General features: G+C 72.3%; 22 protein-coding genes. 8 read left to right on the top strand and 14 right to left on the bottom strand.

Annotated elements, in window-relative coordinates; all coding sequences use genetic code 11:
* Positions 1-36: 36 nt before the first annotated feature.
* From AB0N82_RS06080 to AB0N82_RS06045, 8 genes are all read right to left on the bottom strand, one after another.
* Positions 37-1,839, bottom strand: a complete 1,803-nt coding sequence (locus AB0N82_RS06080) for a GAF domain-containing protein (RefSeq protein ID WP_363389317.1) — start codon at positions 1,837-1,839, stop codon at positions 37-39.
* A 7-nt stretch (positions 1,840-1,846) separates the two neighbouring features.
* Positions 1,847-3,034, bottom strand: a complete 1,188-nt coding sequence (locus AB0N82_RS06075) for a M20 family metallopeptidase (protein ID WP_363389314.1) — start codon at positions 3,032-3,034, stop codon at positions 1,847-1,849.
* The gene (locus AB0N82_RS06070; protein ID WP_315994532.1) at positions 3,031-3,801 is read right to left on the bottom strand and encodes an ABC transporter ATP-binding protein; all 771 of its coding nucleotides are present in this window, start codon (positions 3,799-3,801) and stop codon (positions 3,031-3,033) included. The genes AB0N82_RS06075 and AB0N82_RS06070 overlap by 4 nt, the downstream gene beginning before the upstream one ends.
* A complete protein-coding gene (locus AB0N82_RS06065) occupies positions 3,798-5,567 on the bottom strand; it encodes a dipeptide/oligopeptide/nickel ABC transporter permease/ATP-binding protein (protein WP_363389310.1) in 1,770 nt (589 codons plus the stop codon). Before AB0N82_RS06065 ends, AB0N82_RS06070 begins: the two co-directional genes overlap by 4 nt.
* A 3-nt stretch (positions 5,568-5,570) precedes the next feature.
* A complete protein-coding gene (locus tag AB0N82_RS06060) occupies positions 5,571-6,614 on the bottom strand; it encodes an ABC transporter permease (RefSeq protein WP_363389307.1) in 1,044 nt (347 codons plus the stop codon).
* Between the two features lies 1 nt (position 6,615).
* Positions 6,616-8,202: an ABC transporter substrate-binding protein gene (locus tag AB0N82_RS06055; protein ID WP_363389304.1), complete on the bottom strand. Its 1,587-nt coding sequence runs from the start codon at positions 8,200-8,202 to the stop codon at positions 6,616-6,618.
* An 84-nt stretch (positions 8,203-8,286) separates the two neighbouring features.
* Complete coding sequence (locus tag AB0N82_RS06050; protein ID WP_363389301.1) at positions 8,287-9,867, bottom strand: hydantoinase/oxoprolinase family protein; 1,581 nt, start codon at positions 9,865-9,867, stop codon at positions 8,287-8,289.
* Positions 9,864-10,976 (bottom strand): DUF917 domain-containing protein, encoded by a 1,113-nt coding sequence (locus AB0N82_RS06045; RefSeq protein ID WP_315994527.1) that lies wholly within the window; start codon positions 10,974-10,976, stop codon positions 9,864-9,866. The genes AB0N82_RS06050 and AB0N82_RS06045 overlap by 4 nt, the downstream gene beginning before the upstream one ends.
* Before the next feature lie 73 nt (positions 10,977-11,049).
* Between AB0N82_RS06045 and AB0N82_RS06040 the strand changes: the two genes are divergently transcribed.
* The 3 genes from AB0N82_RS06040 to AB0N82_RS06030 all read left to right on the top strand — a co-directional run bounded on the left by AB0N82_RS06040 (position 11,050) and on the right by AB0N82_RS06030 (position 14,210).
* Positions 11,050-12,534: a helix-turn-helix domain-containing protein gene (locus AB0N82_RS06040; protein WP_315994526.1), complete on the top strand. Its 1,485-nt coding sequence runs from the start codon at positions 11,050-11,052 to the stop codon at positions 12,532-12,534.
* 100 nt (positions 12,535-12,634) lie between these two features.
* A complete protein-coding gene (locus tag AB0N82_RS06035) occupies positions 12,635-13,261 on the top strand; it encodes an MSMEG_1061 family FMN-dependent PPOX-type flavoprotein (protein WP_315994525.1) in 627 nt (208 codons plus the stop codon).
* Between the two features lie 22 nt (positions 13,262-13,283).
* Complete coding sequence (locus AB0N82_RS06030) at positions 13,284-14,210, top strand: PDR/VanB family oxidoreductase (RefSeq protein WP_363389297.1); 927 nt, start codon at positions 13,284-13,286, stop codon at positions 14,208-14,210.
* A 379-nt stretch (positions 14,211-14,589) separates the two neighbouring features.
* Here the strand turns inward: AB0N82_RS06030 and AB0N82_RS06025 are convergent, their stop codons facing one another.
* The 5 genes from AB0N82_RS06025 to solA are packed head-to-tail and all read right to left on the bottom strand — an operon-like array spanning position 14,590 to position 19,246.
* Positions 14,590-16,056, bottom strand: a complete 1,467-nt coding sequence (locus tag AB0N82_RS06025) for an amidohydrolase family protein (RefSeq protein ID WP_363389294.1) — start codon at positions 16,054-16,056, stop codon at positions 14,590-14,592.
* Positions 16,053-17,081, bottom strand: coding sequence for an ornithine cyclodeaminase (locus tag AB0N82_RS06020; protein ID WP_363389291.1), 1,029 nt, complete (start codon positions 17,079-17,081; stop codon positions 16,053-16,055). Before AB0N82_RS06020 ends, AB0N82_RS06025 begins: the two co-directional genes overlap by 4 nt.
* Positions 17,078-17,722 (bottom strand): FMN-binding negative transcriptional regulator, encoded by a 645-nt coding sequence (locus AB0N82_RS06015; protein WP_363389288.1) that lies wholly within the window; start codon positions 17,720-17,722, stop codon positions 17,078-17,080. The genes AB0N82_RS06020 and AB0N82_RS06015 overlap by 4 nt, the downstream gene beginning before the upstream one ends.
* On the bottom strand, positions 17,719-18,105 hold the full coding sequence (locus tag AB0N82_RS06010; RefSeq protein ID WP_363389285.1) for a cupin domain-containing protein: 387 nt from the start codon (positions 18,103-18,105) through the stop codon (positions 17,719-17,721). The genes AB0N82_RS06015 and AB0N82_RS06010 overlap by 4 nt, the downstream gene beginning before the upstream one ends.
* A gap of 7 nt (positions 18,106-18,112) precedes the next feature.
* Positions 18,113-19,246: an N-methyl-L-tryptophan oxidase gene (gene solA / locus AB0N82_RS06005; RefSeq protein WP_363389282.1), complete on the bottom strand. Its 1,134-nt coding sequence runs from the start codon at positions 19,244-19,246 to the stop codon at positions 18,113-18,115.
* Between the two features lie 133 nt (positions 19,247-19,379).
* On the opposite strand from solA, the gene AB0N82_RS06000 reads away from it, so the two are divergent.
* Together AB0N82_RS06000 and AB0N82_RS05995 are read left to right on the top strand one after the other, a co-directional pair.
* Positions 19,380-20,855 (top strand): helix-turn-helix domain-containing protein, encoded by a 1,476-nt coding sequence (locus tag AB0N82_RS06000; protein ID WP_363389279.1) that lies wholly within the window; start codon positions 19,380-19,382, stop codon positions 20,853-20,855.
* A gap of 41 nt (positions 20,856-20,896) precedes the next feature.
* Complete coding sequence (locus AB0N82_RS05995) at positions 20,897-21,742, top strand: alpha/beta hydrolase (protein WP_315994517.1); 846 nt, start codon at positions 20,897-20,899, stop codon at positions 21,740-21,742.
* Positions 21,743-21,846: 104 nt separating this feature from the next.
* Here AB0N82_RS05995 and AB0N82_RS05990 read toward each other — a convergent pair whose 3' ends face one another.
* Entirely contained in the window at positions 21,847-22,743 is an 897-nt protein-coding gene (locus tag AB0N82_RS05990) for a DUF808 domain-containing protein (RefSeq protein ID WP_363389276.1), read from the bottom strand.
* Positions 22,744-22,906: 163 nt separating this feature from the next.
* On the opposite strand from AB0N82_RS05990, the gene AB0N82_RS05985 reads away from it, so the two are divergent.
* From AB0N82_RS05985 to AB0N82_RS05975, 3 genes are read left to right on the top strand one after another with little or no spacing between them, the layout of a single operon-like run.
* Positions 22,907-23,497, top strand: coding sequence for a molybdopterin-dependent oxidoreductase (locus AB0N82_RS05985; protein ID WP_315994515.1), 591 nt, complete (start codon positions 22,907-22,909; stop codon positions 23,495-23,497).
* A complete protein-coding gene (locus AB0N82_RS05980) occupies positions 23,494-24,231 on the top strand; it encodes a ferredoxin reductase (protein ID WP_363389273.1) in 738 nt (245 codons plus the stop codon). The genes AB0N82_RS05985 and AB0N82_RS05980 overlap by 4 nt, the downstream gene beginning before the upstream one ends.
* Positions 24,231-24,491, top strand: coding sequence for a DUF6510 family protein (locus AB0N82_RS05975; protein ID WP_363389270.1), 261 nt, complete (start codon positions 24,231-24,233; stop codon positions 24,489-24,491). The genes AB0N82_RS05980 and AB0N82_RS05975 overlap by 1 nt, the downstream gene beginning before the upstream one ends.
* Positions 24,492-24,525 lie beyond the last annotated feature (34 nt).

Here is a 24,525-nt window from a genome sequence, read left to right as displayed (position 1 = left end):
CCCCCGACGCATCGGTCGACCGCGGGAGTGGGTGTCTCACCCATCGCCATCGCGCTCCAGACGCTCGCGCAGGTCGTCGAGGCGCACCGCGATCGACAGGCGGAAGAAGCGTTCGTCGTCGCGCCAGCCCTTACCGAGCAGAGCGTCGAGCTTCTCTAGTCGCTGCAGGATCGTGTTGGTGTGGAACGTCAAGGCCCGGGCCGTGCGGGTGGGGCTCGCGCCGTGATGGATGAACGCTCGCAGGGTCGCGAGGAGGTCGCTGCCCCGCGCGGCGTCGTGGCGCCGCACGGCCCCCAGGGCGGAGTCGAGGAACGCGTCGAGGGCGCGCCGGTCAGCGCCGATCGCAGCGGCATACGGCAGGAGCTCGTCGGCACCCACGAGCGCGTCGCCCAGTCCGAGGGCTCGCGCCAGGGCGACCGCCGAGCGCACGTCGCGGGCGGCGGCGGCGATGCCGTCGGGTGTGGCGACGGTCGTCACGGCGAGCACGTCGAGACCCATCGCGTCACGCAGCTGCCGGAACGACTTCGCGTCGAGGGGTGCGGCGTGCGCCGCGACCACGAGTCCGTCGAGCTCGCCGACCAGCGCCGTCTGTCCGAGGTGGTGCGCGAGGGCGCGAGCGGCCGCGCCGCGGCGCTCCCCGGTCACGGCCAGCGCCGTCACGGCGCCGAGCAGCTGTTCATCGATGCCCGAACGGCGCAGCGCGGTGACGACGTCGGCGCGGCGCTGTGCGGAAGCGGTGACGAGGTCGACCAGCAGGTCGGAACGCTGGCGGTGATCGGTCTCCGCGACCGCCTCCTCGGAGAGGGCGAGGAGGGCGGCGACCTGACCGGCCCGCTCGATGGTGCGTCGATCGACGTCGTCGAGCGCTCGCGCGGACGGACCCACGACGATCGCCCCGAGGCCGCGTCCGCCGGCGGCGATCGGGCTGATCACCGAGACACCGGCATCCGTGTCGTCACCGCTGCGGGCCGCGTCGATGAGCGCGTCGGAGGCGTCGCCATGCATCGCGCGCACCCTGCCGGGGGCGTCCACGATCGCCACCGGTGCCTGCAGCGCGACCGAGAGCGCGGTCGCCACCGGCGCGAGCCCACCCCCGGCCAGCACCGCATCCACGAGCTCGCGATGCACCCGGTTCGCGCGGTCGCGCGCGGCGACGTGCGCCGTGAGTTCGGCGGCCGCCGCGCGGGCACGCTCGGCCTGCCGGTGGGCGTCGGCGAGGGCGGCGGCGGTCTGCAGGACGACCGAGGCGTGGTCGGCCAAGGCGGCTAGCAGAGCAGTATCGTCGGGTCCGAATGCGCGCTCGCGGCGTTCGGCGACGAAGAGCACGCCGAGCACGCGATCCTCGGAGAGCAGCGGCACCCCGAGCATCGAGACGATCCCCTCCCCCGCGACCGCCGCGTCGATGCCCGCCGTGTGCCGGTCATGATCCACCGCGTCGTAGCGGCGCACCGCGTGCGGCATCCGCGACTCGGCGATGGCGCCGACGAGCCCGCGACCGGGCGGGACGACGAGGCCGCGCAACGCAGAGGTCACCGTTCCGCGCGTGGCACGGACCCGCAAGGTCGCGTCGGTCTCATCGAACTCCGAGAGATACGCGACGTCGGCTGCGAGCAGCTCGTGCGCCCGGTCGACGAGGCGTTCGAGCACCGCGTCCGCGTCGCGCATCGCCGCGAGCTCCCGCGCACTGGCGTAGAGCGCCGCCAGCTCACCGGTGCGACGGCGCAGCGCCGCGACGTCGGCGGCGGTGGGCGGTGGCGGGTCCGATGCGGCGGCCGGGGCGGGCGCGGCAGGGTCCGGCAGCGGGGTCTCGGGGCCGGACTCTGCGGCGGAGTGGAGCATGTCGACCTCAGCGCCCGCGCCGGTGCACCCGGTCCCACGCCAGGCCGGCGAGCGTCGCCGCGTGCAGGCCGAGCTGCCCGTCGTCGAACACCGCGCGATCGGAGTGCAGAGGTGCGCGCCCCTCGGCCGGCGCGACGCCGAGGAAGACGAGCACGCCCGGTACATGTTCGAGCACGTACGCGAAATCCTCGGATGCCGGCGACGGGGCCTCGAGCACCCGCACCCGCTCCGGACCGTGCGCGGAACGCAGCGCATCGAGCACGACGGCGGTCTCATCGGGGTCGTTCACCGTCACGGGGTACGAATCGACCCAATCGATCTCGAGGCTGCACCCGTACGCGTTCGCGATCCCCGTGAGGAGCGCCGGCAGGTCGTCGCGCACGCGGGCGCGGGTGCCGTCCGAAAACGTCCGCACGTTCAGCACCAGCGTCACCGTCTCGCTGAGCACGTTCCCGGCCGCCGAGTCGCTGCGGATGCCGGTCACCGACAGCACCGCGGGGTCTGTCGCGGGGAGACGGCGGGCACCGAACGTCTGCACCGCGAGCACCAGTTCCGCGGCGACGGGCACCGGGTCGACTCCCTGGTGCGGCATCGCCGCATGCCCGCCCGTGCCGCGGAGGGTGAGGGTCGCCGCGCTCACGCTCGCCATCATCGGGCCGGGGCGGGTGACGAACGTCCCCGCGTCGGTCATCGTGTCGACGTGCAGCGCGTAGGCGGCTACGGGCGTGTCGCCCGCGGCATCCAGCACGCCCTCCTCGATCATCAGGCGCGCGCCGGCGTACCCCTCCTCGCCCGGCTGGAACATGAAGACCACCGCACCCGGGAGCTCCCCGCGGCGGGCGGCGAGAAGGCGGGCCGCACCGAGCAGCCCCGCCATGTGCAGGTCGTGGCCGCACGCGTGCATCGTCGCGTACGGTGACGCGAACGGCAATCCCGTCGCCTCTGCCACGGGAAGGGCGTCCATGTCGGCTCGCAACAGCACCACGGGCCCGGGTCGCGCCCCGCGGAGCACCGCGGTGACCGACGACAGCCCCGCGCCGACGGAGACCTCGAGCCCGAGGCCGTCGAGCTCGCGGAGCAGCAACGCCTGCGTCTCGGGCAGGTGCAGGCCGATCTCGGCGACGGCGTGGAGCTCGCGCCGGACGGCGACCAGCTCGGGGACGAGCGCCGACGCCGAGTCGGCGAAGCCGTTCATCCGGCCGCCATCCGCACCCCGAGCACGGGCACGGCGTCGAGCAGATCGAGCGTGTACCGCTCGGTGGGCGCGGCCAGCAGCTGCTCGGTGGGTCCCGACTCGACGATACGGCCGTGACGCATGACGGCGATCTCGTCGCTGATGTAGCGGACGACGGCGAGGTTGTGGGAGATGAAGAGCATCGAGAGCCCGAGATTCTCCTGGAGTTCCCTCAGGAGGTTGAGTATCGCGCCCTGCACGGACACGTCGAGAGCGCTCGTGACCTCGTCCGCGATGAGCACGCGGGGCTCACCGGCGAGCGCCCGGGCGATCGTCACTCGCTGGCGCTGGCCGCCCGAGAACGCGGCCGGTGTGTCACCGGCGCGGTCGGGGTCGAGGTGCACGAGCGTCAGCAGCTCCCGCACGCGCTCCACGCGGGCGTCGCGCGAGAAGGTCCGACCGCTCGCCCGGAGGGCCTCGGCGATGGAGTCGCCGATGCTCATGCGGGGGTCGAGGGCGGAGAACGGGTCCTGGAAGACGAGTTGGAGACGCCGGCGCGCGGCGCGCGCCGCCGCTCCTCGACCGGATGCCACGACCCCGTCGGCGCGCACTTCGCCGGTCGCGGGCGGCACGAGGCCCACCGCGGCGGCCGCGATCGTGCTCTTGCCCGACCCGGATTCCCCGACGAGCCCGAGCGTTCGACCGGCGGGGACGACCAGGGATACGTCGTCGACGACGGTGACGCGGCCGTACCGCACGGACAGGTGATCGATCTCGAGGGCGTTCACACCCCCACCTCCTCGGCGAGGGCGGATGCCGCGACATCCGGCGGGATCACCGGAAGCGGGCGGGTGCGGTCGGACGTCATGTCGGGCAGGCACGCGATGAGCGCGCGGGAGTAGGGGTGGGTCGCGTCCTCGCGGATGCGTTGTGCGTCGAGCTCCTCCACGACGACACCGTCCTTCATGACGAGCACCCGGTCGCAGAAGGCCGAGACCAGCGCGATGTCGTGCGAGATGAACACGATCGCCGCTCCCGTGTCGGTCTGCGCGCGCCGGAGCACGCCCATCACCTGGCGCTGCACCGTGACGTCGAGCGCCGTCGTCGGCTCGTCGGCGATGATGAGCTTCGGTCGGCCGGTCAGGGCCTGCCCGATCATGGCGCGCTGGCGCATGCCGCCGCTGAACTGGTGCGGGTACTGCGACAGTCGCCGCGGGGCATCCGCGATGCCGACCGCCTCGAGGGCGGCGGCGGCATGCGCGCGCGCATCGGTTCGCGACATCTTCAGGTGCACCTCGGGGACCTCGGTGAGCTGCCGGCCGATGGTCAGCGCCGGGTTGAGCGAGGTGAGCGGGTCTTGGAACACCATCCCCAGCTCCACGCCCAGCGTCGAACGATCGACCGGGCTCAGCGGCCGGGTCATGTCGATGCCGTCGAAGGTGTGCGCGGTCGTGGCGATACGTGCGTCCGGGCCGAGCAGCCCCGCAAGCGCCATCGCCGTGAGCGATTTGCCCGATCCCGACTCGCCGACGATGCCGACGACCTCGCCGGGGAGGATCCGCAGGCTCACGCCCTTCACGCGTTCCACCTCGCCCCCGTCGGCCGTGGCGAAGGCCACGCGGAGGTCGGCGATCTCGGCGACCGGTTCGCCGACCGCGAGAGGCTGACGCGGTGTCGCGGCCATTCCCGCGCGGCGGGTGGGAGCGACCGCTCCCAGCGCCCGCCGGGCCACGGCACCCCGGCCGCCTCCGCGGGTGTCCGACAGCGCCTCGCTCACGAAGGTGAAGACCAGGCCCGCGAGGACGACAGCGATGCCCGGGCCGATGGCGGCGAGCGGGTTGACGTAGATGCGCGTGATGCCGTCCTGCAGCAGACGCCCCCAGTCGTACTCGGGGGCCTGCACACCGAGTCCGAGGAACGACAGACCCGCGAACGACAGCAGGGTGACGCTCGCGGTGGCCGCGGCGTTCACGAAGAGCGGGTTGGCGATGTTGGGCAGGATGTGCCGGACCAGGATGCCGATCGGCCCGACGCCCACGACCCGCGCCGCGCGCACGTAGTCGCGGCCCGACACCGAGGAGGCGAGGTTGTAGACCAGACGGGCCATGAAGGGGATGCCGGAGATGCCGATCGCGAACATCGCGCTCATCGCGCTCGCGCCCCAGATCACGGTGAAGAAGAGCACCATGAGCAACCACGGGAACGCCAGCAGGATGTCGAGCAGTCCCGTCGCCAGGCGTCGCACGTGGCGGGGCAGGATGACGGCGATGAGCCCGTAGGCGATGCCGCCGATGGTCGACACCACGGTCGCCCCGAGGGTGAGCAGGATCGACACGCGGGCGGCGACGAGCACCCGCGAGAAGATGTCTCGGCCCAGGTCGTCGGTGCCGAACGGGTGCGCGAGGCTGGGCGCGAGCAGGCGATCGGGCACGTTCGAGGTCTCGGCCGCGGCGAGGAAGAGCACCGGCCCCGCGATCGTGAGGAAGAGGAAGAGCAGCACGCCGATGACGGCGGCGATGCCCGAGGGGGACAGCAGACGGGAGCGCCAGGTCACGGCTCAGCCCTCCGTGATCGAGGACCGCGGGTCGACGGTCACGAGGATGAGATCGACGAGAAGGTTCACGCCGAGGATGATGAGGGCGTACACGATGACGAGCCCCTGCACGATCGGGTAGTCCTTGGCCCCGACCGCGGGCACCATGACCCCGCCCATGCCGGGGATCGCGAAGACGGTCTCGATGAGGACCGTGCCGGCGATCATCCCGCTCAGCAGCAGACCGCTCACCGTGAGCGAGGCGGTGATGATGTTCGGCAGCGCGTGACGCAGGTAAACGAGGTGGCCGGGCAGGCGCTTCGCACGGGCGGTGGTCATGTATGTGGCACCGAGCACGCCCGACATCTCCACCTGCACGATGCGGGCCAGGTACGCCATGGGGCCGAGAGCGAGCGCCAGCACGGGGAGAACGGCATCCTGGGGCGTACCCCACCCGGCCGCGGGCAGCCATCTCAGCTGCACCGCGAAGAGGGCGATCAGCCCGACGGCCAGCAGGAAGCCGGGGACCGCGATGAGCATGCCGAGGACTCCCGAGACCGCGGCGTCGGCCACCTTCCGGCCGGGACGCTGGAGAGCGACGGCCGCGCCGATGCCGAGCGGCACCGCGGCGAACAGGGCGACGAGGAAGCTCAGCACGCCGAGGGTGACGGTCGCCGGGAAACGCTGCCCGATCGTCTCGGCGACCGAGCGACCGGTGCGGATCGACTCGCCGAAGTCGCCGCGCAGGAGGTTCGCCACGTAGTCGAGGAACTGCACCGGGATCGGCTTGTCGAGACCGAGCTCGGCGCGGGTCGCGGCGACGAGCTCGGGCGAGGCCTGGATGCCGAGGGCCGCCCGCACGGGGTCGCCCGGCACGAGATGCACGAGGAAGAACGAGGCGACGACCACCACGACGAGCGAGACGAGGAGGCGGCCGAGACGGCGCAGGAGAAAGGTCACCCGGGGCGACAGCCGCGGGGCGGGCGCGCGCCCCTCCGCCCGCACCGCGAGGGCCGCGGTGGGGGCGGCGGCCAGGTCGGCGACGGCGGGCGGAGGGGTCGCGGTCATGTCAGCCCTGCATCCGGATCGAGGTCGGGTTGAGGAAGTTCGGCTGCTCGAAGGTCGCGCCGCTCATGTAGTTCGGCAGGATGTTGTCGATCACCGGGAAGGTGTCGAAGCGGTCGATCAGTTCCTTCTCGGCCTGCTGCCAGAGTCCGCACGCGGCATCCGGCGCCGCGGTCTTCGCCTGAGCGGCGAGGGCGTTGTACTCCGGGTTGTCGACGAACATGAAATTCAGACCGCCCTGATCGGGGGTCGCTCCCCCGAAGAACAGGTCGAGCACGACGGGGCTGCCCGGGGCGATCTGCACCCAGCCCGTGTCCCAATCGAAGCTCGTGTAGAGCTGGTCCGACCACGCTGCGGCGTCGTTGGCCGACAGTTCGGTGACGACGCCGAGCTTGTCCCAGGTCTCCTTGACGAGCTCCGCGGCGGGGGCGTGCGAAGCGGTCGGCGCGTCGTAGATGAACTTCACCGTCAACGGTTGGCCGTTCTTCTGGCGGATGCCGTCGGAACCGAGGGTCCAGCCGGCCTCGTCGAGCAGGTCCGCGGCGCGATTGAGGTCGGTCGCCGGCAGAGACCAGCCGGGCGGGTCCTGCACGCACAGGAGGGGCGTCTTCATGACGAGACCGCTGGAGGGCAGTCCCGTCGCCCCGGCGATGACCGGTCCGACCTCGTCGCGGTTGATCGCGGTCGACAGCGCCTCACGCACGAGCGGGTCGGAGAACGGTCGTCCCTCCCGCTCGTTGAAGAGGATCTGTCCGACGGGGTTGCGCACACCCGTGTACTCGATGCCCGCACCCTCGAGACGGTCCTGGTCGGGACCGGTGACCACACCGGTGTTCAGCTCGCCGGAGAGCAGGAGGTTGGTGACGGTGCTCTGGTCGGACACGATGCGGGCCTCGATCGTGTCCGGGAGGCCCTCGGTGTCGCCGGTGACCCCGTAGGGGCCCCAGGTGTACCCGTCGCGCTTGGTGAAGACGTAGGCGTCGCCCGGTCGGGCTTCGCTGAGCTGGAACAGACCGGTGCCGTCGGTGGTGTCGGACAGCGAGGCGATGTCGGCGAGGCCCGCATCGCAGACCATCATGATCGAGCCGAGGTTGACCGCCAGGAACGGGTCGTTGACGGTGCTGGTGACCGTGACGACGTTGCCCTCGGCGGTGGCGGAGACGGCCTCGGTGATGACCGTGCCGTACGAGAAGGTCGCGTTCGCCGGGTCGGCGTTGTAGTTGAGGTTGTCGGCGACGGTCTGCCCGGTGAACGGCGAGCCGTCAGCGCAGGTGATGCCGTCTTTCAGGGTGAAGGTGGCGGAGGTGCCCTCGTCGGTCCAGCTCTCCGCGAGCCAGGGCTCGTACCCGCCGTCGGGAGTGACGTAGATGAGCGACTCGTAGGCGATCGTGACCACGTCGAACGTGTCGGGAGAGACCGTCTTCATGGGGTCGAGGTCGCCCGGGTCGTCGCTGATCGCTTTGACGAACGTGCCGCCCGAGACGACCGAGCCCCCACCTCCCCCGTTGTCGGACGGCGCGGCGCACGACGCCAGTGTCAGTGCGAGGAGGGCGGCCCCGGCGGCCGCCGGGACGAGGGTGCTGCGTTTCATGGCCTTGCTCCTTGATTCGGGTGAAGCGTCAGTGGTGCCAGACGTGGTGCTCGAGGGGTGGTGCGGGCGGGTGGTGCGGGCGTGTCAGCGCGCGGGGATGGGCGCGGCGAGGTGGCTCAGGGGGCCGGCGGCTTTCACCGACACCTTGAGAGTGGGACGGGCCGTGTACGACAGCGACGTCTCGAGGACGTCGACGATCTCGACCGCGAGGGGATCGGCCCCCGCCTGGATGGCCTTGGCGATCGCCGCTTCCGAGGCGGCCGCGATCGCGGCATCCCGGTCGTCGGCGTCGGAGATCTGCTCGGCACGGCCTCCCGCGAGGGAGATGGCCGCACCGACCGCGTTGGCGACGTCGGCCCGGTCGGGACGCAGGACGTCGCCGGCACTCGGCAGGTCGTCGGGGACGAGGAGGGCGCCACCGCCCACGACGACGAGGGGGAGGTCGACCCGGCCGAGCGACAGGCGCTCGACGGCCTCCTCGATGCGCTCGTGAGCGTGGGCGAGGGCGCGGCTCAGCAGGTCGCGCTGCCCCGACGACAGCGTCGGCAGCGAGCGGCCCGGGATGCCGTGGCCGGCCGCTGCGGCGGCATCGGTCAGTGTGGCGGTGGAGCCGCCGAAGAGCAGCCCCTCCTCGGCGATGCGGTAGCCGACCGAGCGGGGGCCGACGGCACCGGTGCGCGGGTCGATGACCGTGCCGCCGCCGATACCGAGGCTGAGGATGTCGGGCATGCGGAAGTTCGTGCGCACGCCGCCGATGTCGCGGGGCAGCGTGGACTCGCGGGGGAAGCCGTCGACGAGCACGCCGAGGTCGCTCGTGGTACCGCCGACGTCGACGACGATGGCGTTCTGCGCGCCGGAGAGGAACGCCGCGCCTCGGATCGAGTTCGCCGGTCCGGAGCCGATGGTCAGCACGGGGTAGCGCACGGCGTAGTCGAGCGACATGAGTGTGCCGTCGTTCTGAGCGAAGAACGTCGCGACGTCGAGGCCCTCCTCCGCGACGACGTCGACGAGCGCGCGTGTGACGTCGCTCGCCACGCCGCGCAGGGCAGCGTTCAGCACGGTGGCGTTCTCTCGCTCGAGGAGTCCGTCGGGACCGATGTCCTGGCTAAGGAACACCGGGACCGCCTCGCCGAGGTGGTCGTGCACGAGCTGCTCAACCTCACGCTCCTGCTCGGGGGAGGACGGGCTGAAGATGCCACAGACGGCGACGCTGTCGAAACCGCCGCCCAGACCGTCGAGGAAGCGACGGATGCCGTCGCGATCGAGCGGGGAGATGGGCGTGCCGTCGACCATGTGCCCGCCGCCGAGCATGGCCGCACCGGCCAGGACCTGGTCGCTGAGGTCGTCGGGCCATCCCGTGAGCGGCGGCCACTCGGTCGCGGCCGGCGCGCCGAGGCGCACGAGCGCGACCCGGTCGAGTCCGCGTCGCGCGACGATCGCGTTGGTGGCGTGGGTCGTGCCGAGCATCACGCGCGACACGCGGTCGCGGTCGTCGCCGAGCTGCGAGAGCACCGCGGCGATCCCCGCCCGGATGCCGCCGATGACGTCGGCCGTCGTGGGCTGCTTGGTCCAGGCGATGACCGAGCCGGTGGCATCCACCACGACCGCGTCGGTGTTCGTGCCACCGACGTCCACGCCGATGGACAGGTCGCGAACGGCGCTCATCGCGCATCCTTCCGCTCGAAGGGGACGTAGGGCAGGTCGTAGCCGAAGGCGCGGGGGCCGGCGAGCTCGAGGCCCCGCTCGGTGCGCCACAGCGGGTCGCACGCCCACGCGAGCACCGACACGCGCTGGCCGTACCGGAGCATCTCGGTGGAGATCGCGTGGCCCGTCTCGAGGTCGACGACGGTGATGAGATCGGGCACCGTGGCCAGCACTTCGCCGTCTTCCAGGACGACGAGGTTCTCGTTGCGCAGCTCGACGCGCTGCAGACGCCCGCGGTCGTCGCCGATGCCGGCGATCGTGATGGAGCCGCGGACGAAGCCGCCCTCGGTGCGCCGGGAGACGTCGACGATCTTGCCGGTAATCAACACGTCGGCGTCGAGCTCCGCGGCGACCGCCGTCACCGGGTCGGTGGCCTCGAGGAGCGCGTGACCGACGCGGATCGCGGTGCTGATCGTGCCCGGGATGACGGCCCCCGGGGCCGTCTCGGCGGTGAGCAGGTAGTGCGCGCCGAGGCAGATGCCGCCGGCGGCGACGGTGACCGCGCGGGCGTGCCGCTCGAGCCAACCCAGGTCGACGGTGCGCAGCGTGACGACGTTTCCGACGACGTCGCTCAGCACGGCGAAGTCGCACGGCACTCCGGCGACATTCGTGGAGATCATGGTCGCCTCGGGGAACGCGCGGCCCATGCCATCGGCATCCAAAAGTGCAACGCCGAGGCGGGCGGCCCAGCCGGCCGGGGAGACGCCGTTGCTGCCGCCGATTTCAGCGGGCATGATCGCGGTGATCCTGCGCCCCGCGACGCGCTCGGCCTCGTGCAGGAGCGTCTCGATCTGCTGCACCGACGAGAGCATCTCGATTCCGACGGTGGGAGCGCCGATGCCGCTCATCATGATGACCGCGTCGTCCGGCCCGAGGTCGTCGACCGAGAGCAGCCGCACCGGGCCGTGCTCGCGGATCGCGCGTTCGGTGGTGAGCTGCGAGGTGTAGACCGCCCCTCCGCCGCCGGTGCCGAAGATCGCGGCCCCCGCGGCGAGGGCGGCGATGTCGTCGGCGGTGACGTGCTCGGGGGCGCGGACCGCGGTCGGCGGGACGAGGGACGGGGATGCCATGACACGACCCTAGGCAGCACTCGGGCGACCGACAATGTGGTGGGGCGACAGGGAATCGGCGTACATTGTGCTTGTGGCACAGCTCACCACCTCGGACCTCCTCTCCCAGGCTGAACGTCTCGGCGTCGCTCTCGCCGCGGGCCCCCGCGGCGGCGCCGTGATCGAGCGCGTCGACGTCGCCGCGCTGTCGGAGCTGCCCTCCCTCCCGGCGGGGACGCTCGCCGTCGTCGCGGGAGACGATCCGCCCGCCTCGTACCTCGTCGACGTGGCCCTCCGGCAGGCGAGCGCGCGGGGTCTCGCCGGCCTGGTGATGCCGGCCGGCTTCGCGCCCGCCGAGACCGCGAGCGTGCTCGCCGAACGCGGGGGCGTGCCCGTGCTCGTGTCGCTCGCGGCGCGAGCCCCCGACCTCGCGGTCACGATCGACCGCGTCATCAGCGGCGGCGCCGCGGAGTCGATGACGCGCGCGGCGTTCGCGGTCGAGAAGGCGACGGCCGCCGCGTCCGCCGGCGCATCCGACGCCGTGGCAGCGATCCTCGATGCCGCCGGCACCGCGCTCGGAGTGAGGGTCCGCGTGCAGGACGACCCCTCCACGTCGTGGACCGACGCCGACGCCGTCTTCGCCGGCGAGGTGCCCATCGGACGGCTCGTCGCGGAGACCTCGGACCCCGCGGCGACGGTGGCCCTCCCCGTCGTCGCCTCCCTCGTGTCGCGGGCCATGCAGCGGCACCTGCAGGATCGCTTCGCCCCCAACCAGTCCCGCGCCGACCTCATCGTCGAGCTGATCCTCGCCGAGGCCGGTCGTGTCGACGGCTTCGTCGCGCCCGCCGCGCGCCTCGGCCTGCCCCTGCAGTTGTCGCACGCGGTGGCCTGGATGCGGCCGCAGCACCGCGTCGACACGGGGCTGCGCGCGCCGCGCTTCGTGGAGGCGGCCCTGGAGCTGTTCACGCTGCAGCTCATCGAGGACCGCGACGAGCTCTGGCACATCGCGTTCCTCCAGGACGACGTCATCCTCGTCAGCAGCGAGGACCACGGCGCCGGCGATCATCAACGACGCCTCCGCGACGTCATCGTGCGCGTGCAGGAGCAGGCGCGCCGGCTGGCGGGCGACGACTGGACGTACACGGTGGGCCTCGGAACGCCTCAGACGGGTGCCGCAGGGCTCCGGCAGACGGCCGCCGAGGCGCGCGTCGCCGCCGACTCGGCGATCGCGGCCGGACGACTGGATGCCATCGAGCTCACCGACGTGACGGGGCTGCGGCGTCTGCTGCTCGACTTCTACGCCTCCCCGGTCAGCCGCAACCTGCTCGACGACCTGCTGCATCCGCTCGACGCGCTCGGCGCGGAGCGATCGGCCACCGCCGTGCGCACCCTGCTGTCGTACCTCGGCAACCGCAACTCGCTGGCCCAGGCCGGACGCGAGTTGAACCTCCATCCGAACGCCGTGGGCTACCGCATCCGCCGCGTGCGCGAACTACTCGACGTCGACCTCGACGACCCCGACACCCGCTTCGCCGTCGAACTGGCGTGCCGTGTGCGGCTCATCGGGTCAGGACGCTGAGGTCCTCGCACGCGAGGTGTGCCCGGGGCACAGATCGACCCCTCGATCCTGTGCCCTGGAGACGATGAGCCGGGATCGGGCTCCGGGTAGCGTCGGAGGCATGCTCTCCACCGATTTCCGCGCGCTCGGACTCGAGGAGATCCGCGGCACGCTGGGCGAACCCGAGGGGCCCTCGCTGCAGAAGATCACCGATCGCCTCGACGAGAACTGCCTGCGCTTCCTCGCCCACTCCCCCTTCGCCACGCTCGCCACGGCCGACCGCGACGGACGGTGCGACAACTCGCCGCGAGGCGACTACCCGGGCTTCGTGCGGGCGATCGACGACCGGACGGTCGCGATCCCCGATCGCCTCGGCAACAAGATCGCCGACTCGATGCGCAACATCGTCGACAACGGCCACGCCGCCCTGCTGTGCTTCGTGCCCGGCATGAGCGAGACGTTGCGCATCAACGGCGCCGCGATCGTCACCGACGACCCGACGCTGCTGCGCACGCTCGAGCAGGACCACACGGTGCCGGACCTCGCGATCGTGCTGCGCATCGAGCAGGTGTACCTGCACTGCGGTCGCGCGCTGCTGCGCGGCGGTCTATGGGACGCCGACATGCAGGACCTTGCGACCCAGGTACCGAGCTCGGGCCAGATCTGGGCGAGTACCTCGGGCTGGGATGCCGCGGTCGGCGACGTCATCGACGACGCCATGACCGGCGCCTACCAGGCGCTGTACTGACGTGCGCACCCGAGAGGGGCTGATGCCCCTGGTGGTCCGGGAGATCACCCGCGAGACGCCCGACATCGTCAGCATCCGGATGCAGAACGCCGACGGCTCCCCCCTGCCGGCGTGGCAGCCGGGAGCGCACGTCGACGTGCAGCTCATCACCCGGCACGAGCGCCAGTACTCGCTGTGCGGCGACCCGGCGGACACCGCGTCGTACCGCATCGCCGTGCGCCGCGAGGAGCTCTCCCGGGGCGGCTCGCACTACATCCACGCGTTCCTCCGCGACGGCAGCACGGTCTGGGTGCGGCCGCCGCGCAACCTCTTCGAGCTCGGCGAGGCCCCGGGGTACCTTCTGCTGGCCGCCGGGATCGGGGTGACGCCGATCCTCGCGATGGGGCGGCACCTGGCATCCACCGGTGCGGACTGGCGCATGGTCGTGGCCGTCCGCGAACGCGACGGGGTCGCGTTCGCCGACGAGATCGCCGCCCTGGGCGAACGCGCGCGCGTGCACGTCAGCGGCGAGCACGGCCGCCTCGACCTCGCCGCGGTCCTCGGCGCGATCGCCCCCGGCACCGACGTGTACGCCTGTGGTCCCGCGGGGTTCACCGACGCGTTGCTCGCCCTCGCCCCGACGCTGCCCGAGGGATCCGGCATCCACCTCGAACGGTTCGAGCCGCGGAAACGGGAGTTCGGCCCGAGCAAGCCCTTCACCGCGACCGCCGCCCGCTCGGGCGTCACCGTCGAGGTGCCCGCGACCCGGTCGCTGCGCGAGACGTTGCAGGGGGCGGGGGTCGCGGTGAGCGGGTCGTGCCTGCGCGGCGTGTGCGGGTCGTGCGCGATCCCGGTGCTCGACGGCGCGGTGGAGCACCGCGACTCGCTCACCGTCGACGACGACGCCCGCGTGATCTACACGTGCGTGTCGCGTGCGCGGGCGGGCTCGTCGCTGGTGCTCGACGTCTGAGGGCGATGCGTTCCGCCCTGCCCGGCCTCGCCCGCCGCGCTGTTCGCGCCGCACCGTCCGCGCCGCACCGTGAGCGCCTCGCCGAGCGCCGATAAACGCCGTTCCTGCCGAAACACGCCGCGACACCGCGTGTCTCCGCCCAGACGGCGTTTATCGCCCCCATCCCGTCGCACCCCCGCGCCACCGCCGCGCCGCCCCGCCGCGACGCGCGCGACGCCCCGCCGCGACGCCCGCGGCCGCCCCGCTCAGCGCCGATAAACGCCGTTCCTGCCGAGACACGCCGCGACACCGCGTGTCTCGACAGCGGGAGCGTTTCTCGCCGCCGCCGCGCCGCCGCACCTCTGCCCCGCCGCCGCGCCCTCCCCGCGCGGACGCCGCCTCACACCGCCCGGTGCGTGAACCGCCCGCCGAGCAGGGTCGCAGCGACCGGCATGCTGCGCAGAGCATCGCGATCGCAGGAAGAGGGGTCCGCGTCGACCACGACCAGGTCGGCCGGCTGCCCCACCGCCGTCTTCGTCCGACTGCTCGCGGCGAGCGCGACGTCGAGCGGCAGGCGTTGTTCGGGATGCCATGCGTCGCGGTCCCCGCGACTGCGCGCCGTCGCCGCGGCGATCGCGTGCCACGGGTCGAGAGGGGCGACGGGGGCGTCGGAGCCGAGGCGCAACTCGGCTCCCGAACGATGGAGCGATCCGAACGCGAAAGCCCGCCCCGTGCGACCGGCCCAGTGCAGGTCGGCGATATCGCGGTCGTCCATGGCGTGCTCCGGCTGCACGCTCGCGACCAGTCCCGCCCTACGGAACCGCGCGAAGTCCGCATCGCGCACGAGCTGGGCGTGCTCGATGATGCCCGGCATCCCGAGTTCCTCGAACACCTCGATCACCTCGGTGTTCGCGCGGTCGCCGATCGCGTGGACGGCGGGCAGGATGCCACCCTCTCCCGCGCGCACGAGCAACCGGCGCAGTTCCTCGACGGGGACGCTCTGCACCCCGCACCCGTGCTCGGCGTGCGGGTCGGCTCCGGGGTAGGGGTCCCAGCACCAGGCGGTGCGGGTGTTCAGCGAGCCGTCGGAGACGATCTTGAGCCGGCCCATGGTCACGAGGCCGTCCGCGTCGAGGTCGTCGCCGGTGCGCAGCCCCGCGGCGAGCGCCTCCTCGAGCCGGTCGGGCCACACCGAGGCGTCGACGCGGAGGGAACGCACCCCGGCGGCGACCCGCTCGGGCCACTCGCGGAAGTTCGGCACGTTCTCGTAGTCGACGATCCCGACGATCCCGCGACGCGCCGCCGCCTCCGCGACCTCGCCGTATGCCTCGACCGGAATGGATGCCGCTTGCTGGAAGCGCTGCAGCGCGGCGATCCACTCGAACTCGGCGACGACGCCGCTGTCGTCCGGCCTGAGGCCGAGCCGCTCGGCGCCGCGGGAGTTCATCCACCCGGAGTGGAGGTCGCCACCGACGAGTACCACGGGGTCGTCGGGGAACGCCTCGTCGAGGGCGCGCAGCGAGGTCGGCGTCGTCCACAGCCCGTCGCGGTAGCCGTAGCCGACGAGCACGCCGTCGGTGCGCGGCGCTCCCGCGCGCAGCGCCCGGCGTACGGCATCCACGACCTCGTCGGGACCGTTCGTGCCGCCGACGTCGACGCGGCGACTGGAGATGACCCACTGCGTGAAGTGCACGTGGGCGTCCCACAGGCCGGGGCCGACGAAGCGTCCGTCGAGGTCGACGACCTCGCCCGCGGCCGGCACCGCGCCCGTCGGGGCGATCGTCTCGATGAGACCGTCGCGCATGACGACGTCGACGGGCTCGCCGCCCCCGTACGGCCGGACCGAGCGCAGAGTGAGCGTGCTCACAGTGCCGGCACCGGGGAGCCGACGAGCCCGAACAGATCCTTGGGATCGTCGGGGGCGGCCACGAGGTCGATCTCGAGCGCGAGCTCGGTGCCCGCGACGCTGTCGCGCAGGAACCGCAGCGCCGAGAAGTCCTCGATCGCGAAGCCGACCGAGTCGAAGATAGTCACCTGATCATCGGCGGTGCGACCGGGTCGCCGGCCGGAGAGCACCTCCCAGAACTCGGTCACGGGGAAGTCCGCGGCGACGCGCTGGATCTCGCCCTCGATTCGCGTCTGCGGCGTGTACTCGACGAACACGGGTCCGCGCGAGAGGATCGCCGGGTCGAGCTCGGTTTTGCCGGGGCAGTCGCCGCCGATCGCGTTGATGTGCATTCCGGATGCCACATCGGCGTCGCTCAGCACGGTCGCCGCCGCTTTGTCGGCGGTGCAGGTCGTCACGATGTCGGCGCCGCGGGCGGCATCCGACGCGGAGTCGCACACCACGATGTCGAAGCCGAGCGGCGCGAGGTTGCGCACGAGCTTGGCTGTGGCCGAGGGGTCGACGTCGTAGACCCGCAGGCGGTCGACGCCGAGGACGCCGCGGAAGGCCAGGGCCTGGAACTCGGCCTGACTGCCCGCACCGATCATGGCCATCGTTGACGCGTCGGCGCGGGCGAGACGGCGCGCGACCATCGCCGAGGTCGCCGCGGTGCGTAGTGCCGTGAGAAGCGTCATCTCCGACAGGAACACCGGGTAGCCGTTGTGCACGTCGGCGAGCACGCCGAACGCGGTCACGGTCTGATACCCGCGGCCGGGATTGAACGGGTGCCCGTTCACGTACTTGAACGCGTACGTGTCGGGGTCGCTGATGGGCATGAGCTCGATCACGCCGAAGGGCGTGTGGCTGGCCATGCGTTCGACCTTGTCGAACGACGGCCACCGGCGGTAGTCCGCCTCCAGGTAGGCGACCATGTCGGTCATGAGTCGCTCAGCGCCGTGCGTGGCGACCCATCGCACCATGGCGTCCACGCCAACGAATCCGGTCATCGTCTGTTCTGTTCCTCTCGGGGGCGGATGGCATCCATGCGGTCGGCCAGGGCCGGGTTGGCGTAGGGGCCGGGGGCGCGCAGCGCCGCGATCACGCGGTCGACGACGGCATCCGGCTTGTCCTGACTGAGTTTCTGCTTCGCCTCGAGGCGGGTCACGGGCAGGCGGAAGCCGACCGTTCCGTGCACGATGCGCTCGGCGTACGCCGTGTTCTCGAGGCTGTGGTGCATCAGGAAGGGGTTCGGCAGTGGCGCCTCGAACCGCGTCACGAGCCGATCGAGCACGGCGAGGTTCTCGTCGTCGCTCAGGATCTCGGGGATGCCGTACAGGTGCGCCACGACGAAGTTCCACGTGGGCACGGCGGGCGAGGTGTCGTACCAGCTCGGCGAGACGTACCCGCTGGGTCCCGACACGATCACCAGGACCTCGTGGGCGCCGAGCTCGTGCAGCGCCTCGTCGGGGCGGCCGACGTGGCTCACGAGGGCGAGGCCGTCGGCGGTGGCGTCGACGAGCACCGGGTAGTGGGATGCCACGAGCCCGCGCCCCGGGATGTGGCTGACGAGCGTGGCCCAGGGGTTCTCGTCCACGAGCGCGCGGACCGCGTCGAGGTCGTCGAGGGCGTAGTCGGCGTTGTGCCTCATGCCGCCGCCTCCCCGCGCGGCGGGCCGAAGACGAGCACGAGATCGGCCGGCTCGGCGGAGGCGTTGCGCACGCCGTGCCGCAGACCGGCCGGGGCGTACGCCGCGTCCCCCGCCGCGAGCACGCGCTCGTCGCCGTCCGTCGAGAACACGACCTCGCCGCGCGTCACGATGTACATCTCGTCGCTGCTCTCGGCCGAACAGCTGTCCGCCGCCCCGGTCAGGTGCCGGTGCTCGCCCTCGGACGCACCGGGGGCCAGGTGGTAGAGCATCACGTGGGCGCCGAGGGCCGTGGTATCCGCGAAGTACCACTCGATGCCGACCCGACCATCCCCCTCGTACAGGCTCCAGTCGTGGTGACCGTCGCCGCGTCGTTGTATTTGCATGCCGGCCTCACATCGCGGGGACGGCGGTCGCGTCGACCGCGAACGCCGCCAAATCGTCGGTGGTGTCGCCACCCGTCGCGAGCTCGGCCAGGGCCAGACCGATCGCGGGCGTGAACTTGAAGGCGTGCCCCGCCCCGAGCGCCACGATGATGTCCGGGTGCTCGATGAGCGGCCCGATGACGAAACGGCGGTCGGGCGTGAGCGCGTACTGGCACGTGACCGTGCGCAGCAGCTCACCGCTGGAGGGGATCGTCGCGGCGAGGAAGGCCGCCAGCTCCGCGGTGCGCTCGGGCGAGGGCACGAAGGTGCGCTCGGCGGGCGTCATGCAGTTCTCCGACACGTCGCGCGCGGCCTTGACGGTCGGCTCCCCGTACGTCGGGAACCCGTAGAAGCACTGCTCGTCCTCCCAGATCCACACCGGGAAGCGATCGGGGTCGAACGCCCCGGGGTCGGCGGGTGCGAAATAGCTGACCTGCTCCTGCATCACCTCGAGCGGGATCCGGATGCCGAGCGGCTCGAGCAGCTCGTTCGTCCACGCGTCCGCGGCGACGACGACCCGGCGCGCCCGCACATCGCCGCCGGATGTCGAGACGACGACGCCCTCGCCGTCGGGGCGGAGGCGATCGACGCGGGTGCGATCGCGCAGATCGGCGCCGAGGACGCGCGCGTGCATCTGCAGGGTCGCGACGGTGCGGGCGGCGTGGGCGATCCCCGAGTCGGGGGTGTACACGCACGTCACCCCCTCGGGGACCGCGAACTGCGGCCACCGCGCGCGCACCTCGTCGGGGCCGAGCAGTTCGAACGGCACGCCGCTGTCGGAGAGGCTGCGCGCGAAGTCGGCCGCGTCGTACGGGCCGTCGTCGGGGATGAACACAACGCCGCCCGTGATGGTCAGCAGGCGTTCGCCGGTGGCCGCCTCGAGCGCCGCCCACTCGCGATAGGCCGCCTGCGCGAAGCGCACGTACGCGGCCGATCCGTACGAGGTGCGCACGATGCGCGAGGTGTCGTGCGAGGCGCCACGCACGTGCCCGAGCTCGAACTGCTCGAACGCGACGACGCGGACGCCCTGACGAGCCAGGTGGTACGCGGCCGCGCTGCCGAGCGCGCCGAGTCCCACGACGGCGACGTCGAATTCCTCCATGACGGATCCTCCCGAGAGCCGGACGGGCGCCCGGCGAATACCGGCAATTATTCGAATCGCTCGTCGCGGCCCTGTTACGGTCACCATCAGCAGCAATTCATCGCCGACCACTTTGCAGAAACGAGGGGATGCCGTGACCGCGCGCGTCGAGCAGGCCGTCGCGGTCCTGCGTGCGGTCGCCGGACGCGCCGACCCGACCGCCCCACTCTCCCTCGCCGCGATCGCCCGCCCGGCCGGCATCGGGCTCAGCACCGCCTCGCGCCTCTGCGCCGAGCTCGCCGACGCGGGACTCCTCCGGCGGGCCGACGGCTACGGCACGTACGGCGTGGGCGCCCGGGCGGTCGCGCTGTCGGGACGCGCCGCCGCGGCCCTCGGGCCGACCGTGCACTTCGAGCTGCACCGCCTCGCGCAAGACACCGCCGAGACGGTCGTGCTGGCCGCCCCCGAGAGCGCTGGGGCGCGGATCGTGGCGACCGTCGCGTCGGGGTGGACCCTGCACGTGCCCGCGGTGATCGGCGACCGCGTGGACGACCCGCGGCGCGCGCTCGTGCGGGCGGCGTCGCCCGACGGCGCCGGCGAGGTGGTCGTGGAGTCGCAGATCGGCCGTGCCGTCGAGATCGCCGTCGTCCTCACCGCCCCCGACGGTCGTCGTGTCGCCGTTCTCGCGGTGTCGCTCCCGGTGTACCGCGCCGCCCGTGCACGCCCGCGCATCCGCCGCCTGTTGACCGACGCCCGTCACGCGTTCGAGCGGGCGCTCGCGCGGGCGCACCGCCCGGCGCCCACGCGCGACGGCGGGCCCGCTCCCGTCGCCGGGTCCGGCGTCGGACCGACCCGGGCGATCGAGGCAGCCGTGCGGATGGCGGAGGTCATCGCGGACTCCCCCCGTTCCGTCACGGCCGCCGCCTCCGCGATCGGGCTGCGCCTCGACCGCGCGCGTCGAGCGGCCGACGCTCTCGTGCGCACGGGCCTGCTCGCCCGCGACGCCGAGACCGACGCCCTCCACGTCGATCCCGCGATCCACGCGTGGCACCGTGCCGCCTTCGCCCCGACCCTCGCGCTCGACGGTCCCGCCCGCACGGCCGCGACCGCGGAGCGGGTCGGCGCGTGCGTCTTCGTCACGACGCTCACCGGCATGCGCAGCTTCACGATGGTCGAGCACATCGAGCCGCTCGGGGAGGGACTGCGCATGGCGCCCTGGCTCGGCCGCCCGCACCCCCTGGTCGGTTCCGACGGCGGCCCCACGCTCGCGATGGATTTCGACGCGGCCCAGCTCGCGCAGCTCTTCCCTCGGCGCCACGGCGCTGCGGAATACGAGCAGTTCGTGCGCCGCGTCGAGCGGGTGCGCGCCGACGGGACGCTCACGATGCGCTCGATCGACGAGTTCGGCATCACGTCGGTCTCGGCCCCGGTCCGCGACGCCGCTGGTCTCGTCGCGGCCGCGGCGTGCATCGTCGGGGCGACGGAAGACGTCTCTGCGCGCCTGCCCGAGCTCCGCGAGGCCGCCCGCGCCCTCGCCGCGGACCTGTCCCGTGACCTCGGCGCGACGTGCGCGGCATCCATCCCCGTCCTCGCCGGGGTGGGGTCCGCGCCCATACCGTCGCCCCACTGACGCGGGCTATCGTCGCTCGCACACGACCCGAAGGACCCCGGATGCCGTTCACCCCCGACCCCGCGATCTTCTACGACACCGCGGGAGACCCCTCTGCGCCGACGGTCGTGCTGATCGCCGGCGGCGGCGCGCAGCTCATCGCCTGGCACGTCGACTTCGTGTCCGCGCTCGTGGGACGCGGCCTCCACGTCGTGCGCTTCGACAACCGCGACGTCGGCCTGTCGGCCCGCTTCGGCGGTCCCGACGACATCGACGGCGGCTACGGTCTCGAGGAGATGGGCGACGACGTCATCCGCGTGCTCGACGACCTCGGGATCGACGCGGCGCACCTCGTCGGGCACTCCATGGGCGGGATGATGGCGCAGATGGCCGCGATCCGGCATCCGCAGCGCGTGCACAGCCTCGGCCTGCTCTCCACGATCCCGGGCCGCGACCCGCGCTACATCCTGCACGACGAGCGTCCCGAGCTCATGCGGGAACCGGTCCGCTACAGCCGCGACGAGGTGCGCGCCGGAGCGAGGGCTTTCGCCGCCTCTACCGCCGGCGAGCGCTACCCGCTCGACGTCGAATGGAACACGTGGGCCGCCGTCGAGGCGTTCGACCGCGGCTACGCCCCGGAGGGCTTCTCCCGTCAGTGGTCCGCGCTGCTGCGCGCTCCCGAGCGACTCGAGGCGCTCCGCGCGCTCGACGTTCCCGCACTGGTGTTCCACGGCCGCGACGACGACGTGCTGCACTGGAGCGCCGCCGTCGACATGGCCGAGGCCCTGCGCTCCGCCGAGGTGCAGGTGCACCCCGGTATGGGGCACTTCATCGTGCCCGAGCTGTGGCCCGAGCTGATCGCCGGTATCGAGCGCGCGGTCGAAGCCGGCGAGGCCCGCCGCGCCTGACTCGCGAGCGTTCGAATCGTCGACGCCCGCGGCCACGGCCCTGGACCGGCACGCGCCGCATCAGCGACCGGCTGCAGCGGAGATCCCTGCGCCCGCGCGCAGCATCAGTGCCCGGCGTCGGCGGAGGCGTTGCGGCGCACGACCCGCTGCACCCCCGTCACCACCCCGACGATGATCAACCCGAGCGCCAGCCCGAAGACCGCGGACATCGCCGTCTCCACGATCCACACGACGACTGGACCCGCCGCCTCGATCGCGTGCGTCACGAGGTGGACGAGCTCGTAGAGGCCCGCCCAGAACGTCTCCTCGAGGTTCTGCAGCACGAGGTGCCCGCCGACCCACAGCATCGCGACGGTGCCGATGACGCTGATGACGCGGAAGACGGCGGGCATGGATGCCACGACCCGCACCCCGAAGCGTCGGACCGCGCGCGAGGGGCTCTTCATGAACCGCAGCCCGATGTCATCCACCTTCACGAGGAGCGCGACGGCGCCGTAGACGACGAGCGTCATGGCGAGGCCGATGACGAGGAGTGCAGCGAGCGTCATCCAGATGCTGAGCCCGGGGTCGAGGCTGGACAACGCGATCAGCATGATCTCTGTGCTGAGGATCAGATCGGTGCGCACGGCGCCCAGCACGAGCTTCTTCTCGTCGCGGGGCTCGTCGGAGTCGTGCTCACCGTGGCTCACGCCGAACCACTCGAGCACCTTCTCCGCGCCCTCGAAGCACAGGAAGCAGCCTCCGATGATGAGCAGGTACGGCAGAACCCACGGTGCGAAGGCGGTCAGCAGCAGCGCGATCGGGATGATGATCACGTACTTGTTGATGATGCTGCCCAGCGCGATCTTCCACACCACGGGCAGTTCCCGCGCCGGGGACAATCCCTGCACGTACTGAGGGGTCACGGCCGCGTCGTCGATGACGACGCCCGCGGTCTTGGCGCTCGCGCGCATCGCGGCGCTGAGGATGTCATCGACGACGGCGAGCAGACCGACCGACATGTGCGTATCTCCCGGGGGGTGAGGATGCCGGCGTGTGCACGCCGCGGGACGACACTAGCGGGTGCGTGGTGGATGCCGCGGTGGCTGGCGTCGCCGCCCGTCCCCTGTCGAGAGCCCGTCGGCGTGGCTAGGGTGATCCTCACGGGATCGGCAGGGGGAGCACATGTCATTCATCACCCGCGGCTTCGGCGGTCGTCGTCGGGAACGCGATCCCCGCCTGCCCCCGGGCCAGACCCTCGTGTCGGACTGGCCGGTGCTGTCGGCGGGGCCGACCCCCGCGGTCGACGCCGCGGCGTGGGAGTTCGCGATCGGCACCGAGAAGGGCGTCCATCGCTGGAACCTCGAGGAGTTCCAGGCGCTCGGCATGGAGGACGTCACGGTCGACATCCACTGCGTCACGCACTGGACGAAGCTCGACATGCCCTGGCGCGGCGTCTCGCTCGACCGAGTCTTCGCCGAGGTCGACACGAGCCACCGCTACGTGATGGTGCACTCCTTCGGCGGCTACACGACCAACCTCGCCCTCGACGATCTGCTCGGGGGGAAGAGCTGGATCGCCTTCGAGGCCGACGGTGCGCCCCTCACCCCGGAGCACGGCGGCCCCGCCCGCCTGCTGGTGCCGCACCTGTACTTCTGGAAGAGCGCGAAGTGGGTGCAGGGACTCATCACCATGGCATCCGACAAGCCGGGATTCTGGGAGCAGAACGGGTACCACCTGCACGGCGACCCCTGGCGCGAGGAACGGTACGGGTGACGCGTCGACCGGCATCCTGGCACGCGGCCACCGTCATCGCGACGCGCCCCGAGACGTCGACCGCGCGGCGCATCGAGCTCGACGTGCCCACCTGGCCGGGCAACGACGCCGGTTCGCACCTCGACGTCAGACTGACCGCCCCCGACGGCTATCAGGCGAGCCGCTCGTACTCGATCGCCTCCTCGGGCGAGGGGACGCGGATCACGCTCGCTGTCGACGAGGTGCCCGACGGAGAGGTTTCTCCCTTCCTCGTGCACGAGCTGCGCGAGGGGGACCGCATCGAGGTGCACGGTCCGCTCGGCGCCTTCTTCGTGTGGACGCCGTCGGCCGACCCCGCACCGGTGCAGCTGATCGCGGGAGGGTCGGGGGTCGTCCCCCTGTTCGCGATGGCGTCTGCGCACGCCGAGAGCGCCGACGCCTCCCCCTTCCGCCTGCTGTATTCGGTGAGATCGGCTGACGACATGTTCTTCCGCGACGAACTGACGGCGCTCACGGCGCGCGACGACCGCCTCGACCTCGAGGTCGTCTACACCCGCAGCGCCCCGGCGGCATGGGCGATCCCGCCCGAGCGGTTGACCGCCGATCGGGTGCGCGCCGCGGTGATCCCCGCGGCGGAGGAGCCACGCGTGTTCGTCTGCGGTCCGACGCCGTTCGTCGAGGCCGTGGCGGGGTGGCTGATCGAGCAGGGACACGCGCCGTCGCGCGTGCGCACCGAGAGGTTCGGAGGTTCGTGATGACCGTGCTCGACGGCAACGCCCTGGCCGGGCGCCTCGACGATCTCCTGGGGTGGGATGCCAGCGGCTCCGAGGTGCGCTGCACGCACTGCGGCATCCGAGGCCTGCTCGCCACCGCCTCGGTCTACGCGTCCACGATGGGCGCGGTCGTGCGATGCCGCTCCTGCGACGCGGTGCTGCTCACCGTCGTCGACGCGCCCGACGGTCGCTCTTGGCTCGGGATGCCGGGGCTCAGCGCCCTGGAGCTGCGGCGCGGGTGAGACCGGCGGTCGCCGACGACATCGGCATCCGGAA

Source organism: Microbacterium sp. NPDC089186 (genome assembly GCF_040685115.1).
In the GTDB taxonomy this organism is placed as follows: domain Bacteria; phylum Actinomycetota; class Actinomycetes; order Actinomycetales; family Microbacteriaceae; genus Microbacterium; species Microbacterium galbum.
Note: the sequence above shows the minus strand (reverse complement) of the source record. Positions and strands in the feature narration are given on the sequence as shown.

What these genes read in the sequence shown, in the direction of transcription:
- AB0N82_RS06080 (WP_363389317.1), bottom strand. Translation starts at nt 1,839, where the DNA reads ATGCTCCACTCCGCCGCAGAGTCCGGCCCCGAGACCCCGCTGCCGGAC.
- AB0N82_RS06075 (WP_363389314.1), bottom strand. Translation starts at nt 3,034, where the DNA reads ATGAACGGCTTCGCCGACTCGGCGTCGGCGCTCGTCCCCGAGCTGGTC.
- AB0N82_RS06060 (WP_363389307.1), bottom strand. Translation starts at nt 6,614, where the DNA reads ATGACCGCGACCCCTCCGCCCGCCGTCGCCGACCTGGCCGCCGCCCCC.
- AB0N82_RS06055 (WP_363389304.1), bottom strand. Translation starts at nt 8,202, where the DNA reads ATGAAACGCAGCACCCTCGTCCCGGCGGCCGCCGGGGCCGCCCTCCTC.
- AB0N82_RS06050 (WP_363389301.1), bottom strand. Translation starts at nt 9,867, where the DNA reads ATGAGCGCCGTTCGCGACCTGTCCATCGGCGTGGACGTCGGTGGCACG.
- AB0N82_RS06045 (WP_315994527.1), bottom strand. Translation starts at nt 10,976, where the DNA reads ATGGCATCCCCGTCCCTCGTCCCGCCGACCGCGGTCCGCGCCCCCGAG.
- AB0N82_RS06035 (WP_315994525.1), top strand. Translation starts at nt 12,635, where the DNA reads ATGCTCTCCACCGATTTCCGCGCGCTCGGACTCGAGGAGATCCGCGGC.
- AB0N82_RS06030 (WP_363389297.1), top strand. Translation starts at nt 13,284, where the DNA reads ATGCCCCTGGTGGTCCGGGAGATCACCCGCGAGACGCCCGACATCGTC.
- AB0N82_RS06020 (WP_363389291.1), bottom strand. Translation starts at nt 17,081, where the DNA reads ATGACCGGATTCGTTGGCGTGGACGCCATGGTGCGATGGGTCGCCACG.
- AB0N82_RS06015 (WP_363389288.1), bottom strand. Translation starts at nt 17,722, where the DNA reads ATGAGGCACAACGCCGACTACGCCCTCGACGACCTCGACGCGGTCCGC.
- AB0N82_RS06010 (WP_363389285.1), bottom strand. Translation starts at nt 18,105, where the DNA reads ATGCAAATACAACGACGCGGCGACGGTCACCACGACTGGAGCCTGTAC.
- solA (WP_363389282.1), bottom strand. Translation starts at nt 19,246, where the DNA reads ATGGAGGAATTCGACGTCGCCGTCGTGGGACTCGGCGCGCTCGGCAGC.
- AB0N82_RS05995 (WP_315994517.1), top strand. Translation starts at nt 20,897, where the DNA reads ATGCCGTTCACCCCCGACCCCGCGATCTTCTACGACACCGCGGGAGAC.
- AB0N82_RS05990 (WP_363389276.1), bottom strand. Translation starts at nt 22,743, where the DNA reads ATGTCGGTCGGTCTGCTCGCCGTCGTCGATGACATCCTCAGCGCCGCG.
- AB0N82_RS05985 (WP_315994515.1), top strand. Translation starts at nt 22,907, where the DNA reads ATGTCATTCATCACCCGCGGCTTCGGCGGTCGTCGTCGGGAACGCGAT.
- AB0N82_RS05975 (WP_363389270.1), top strand. Translation starts at nt 24,231, where the DNA reads ATGACCGTGCTCGACGGCAACGCCCTGGCCGGGCGCCTCGACGATCTC.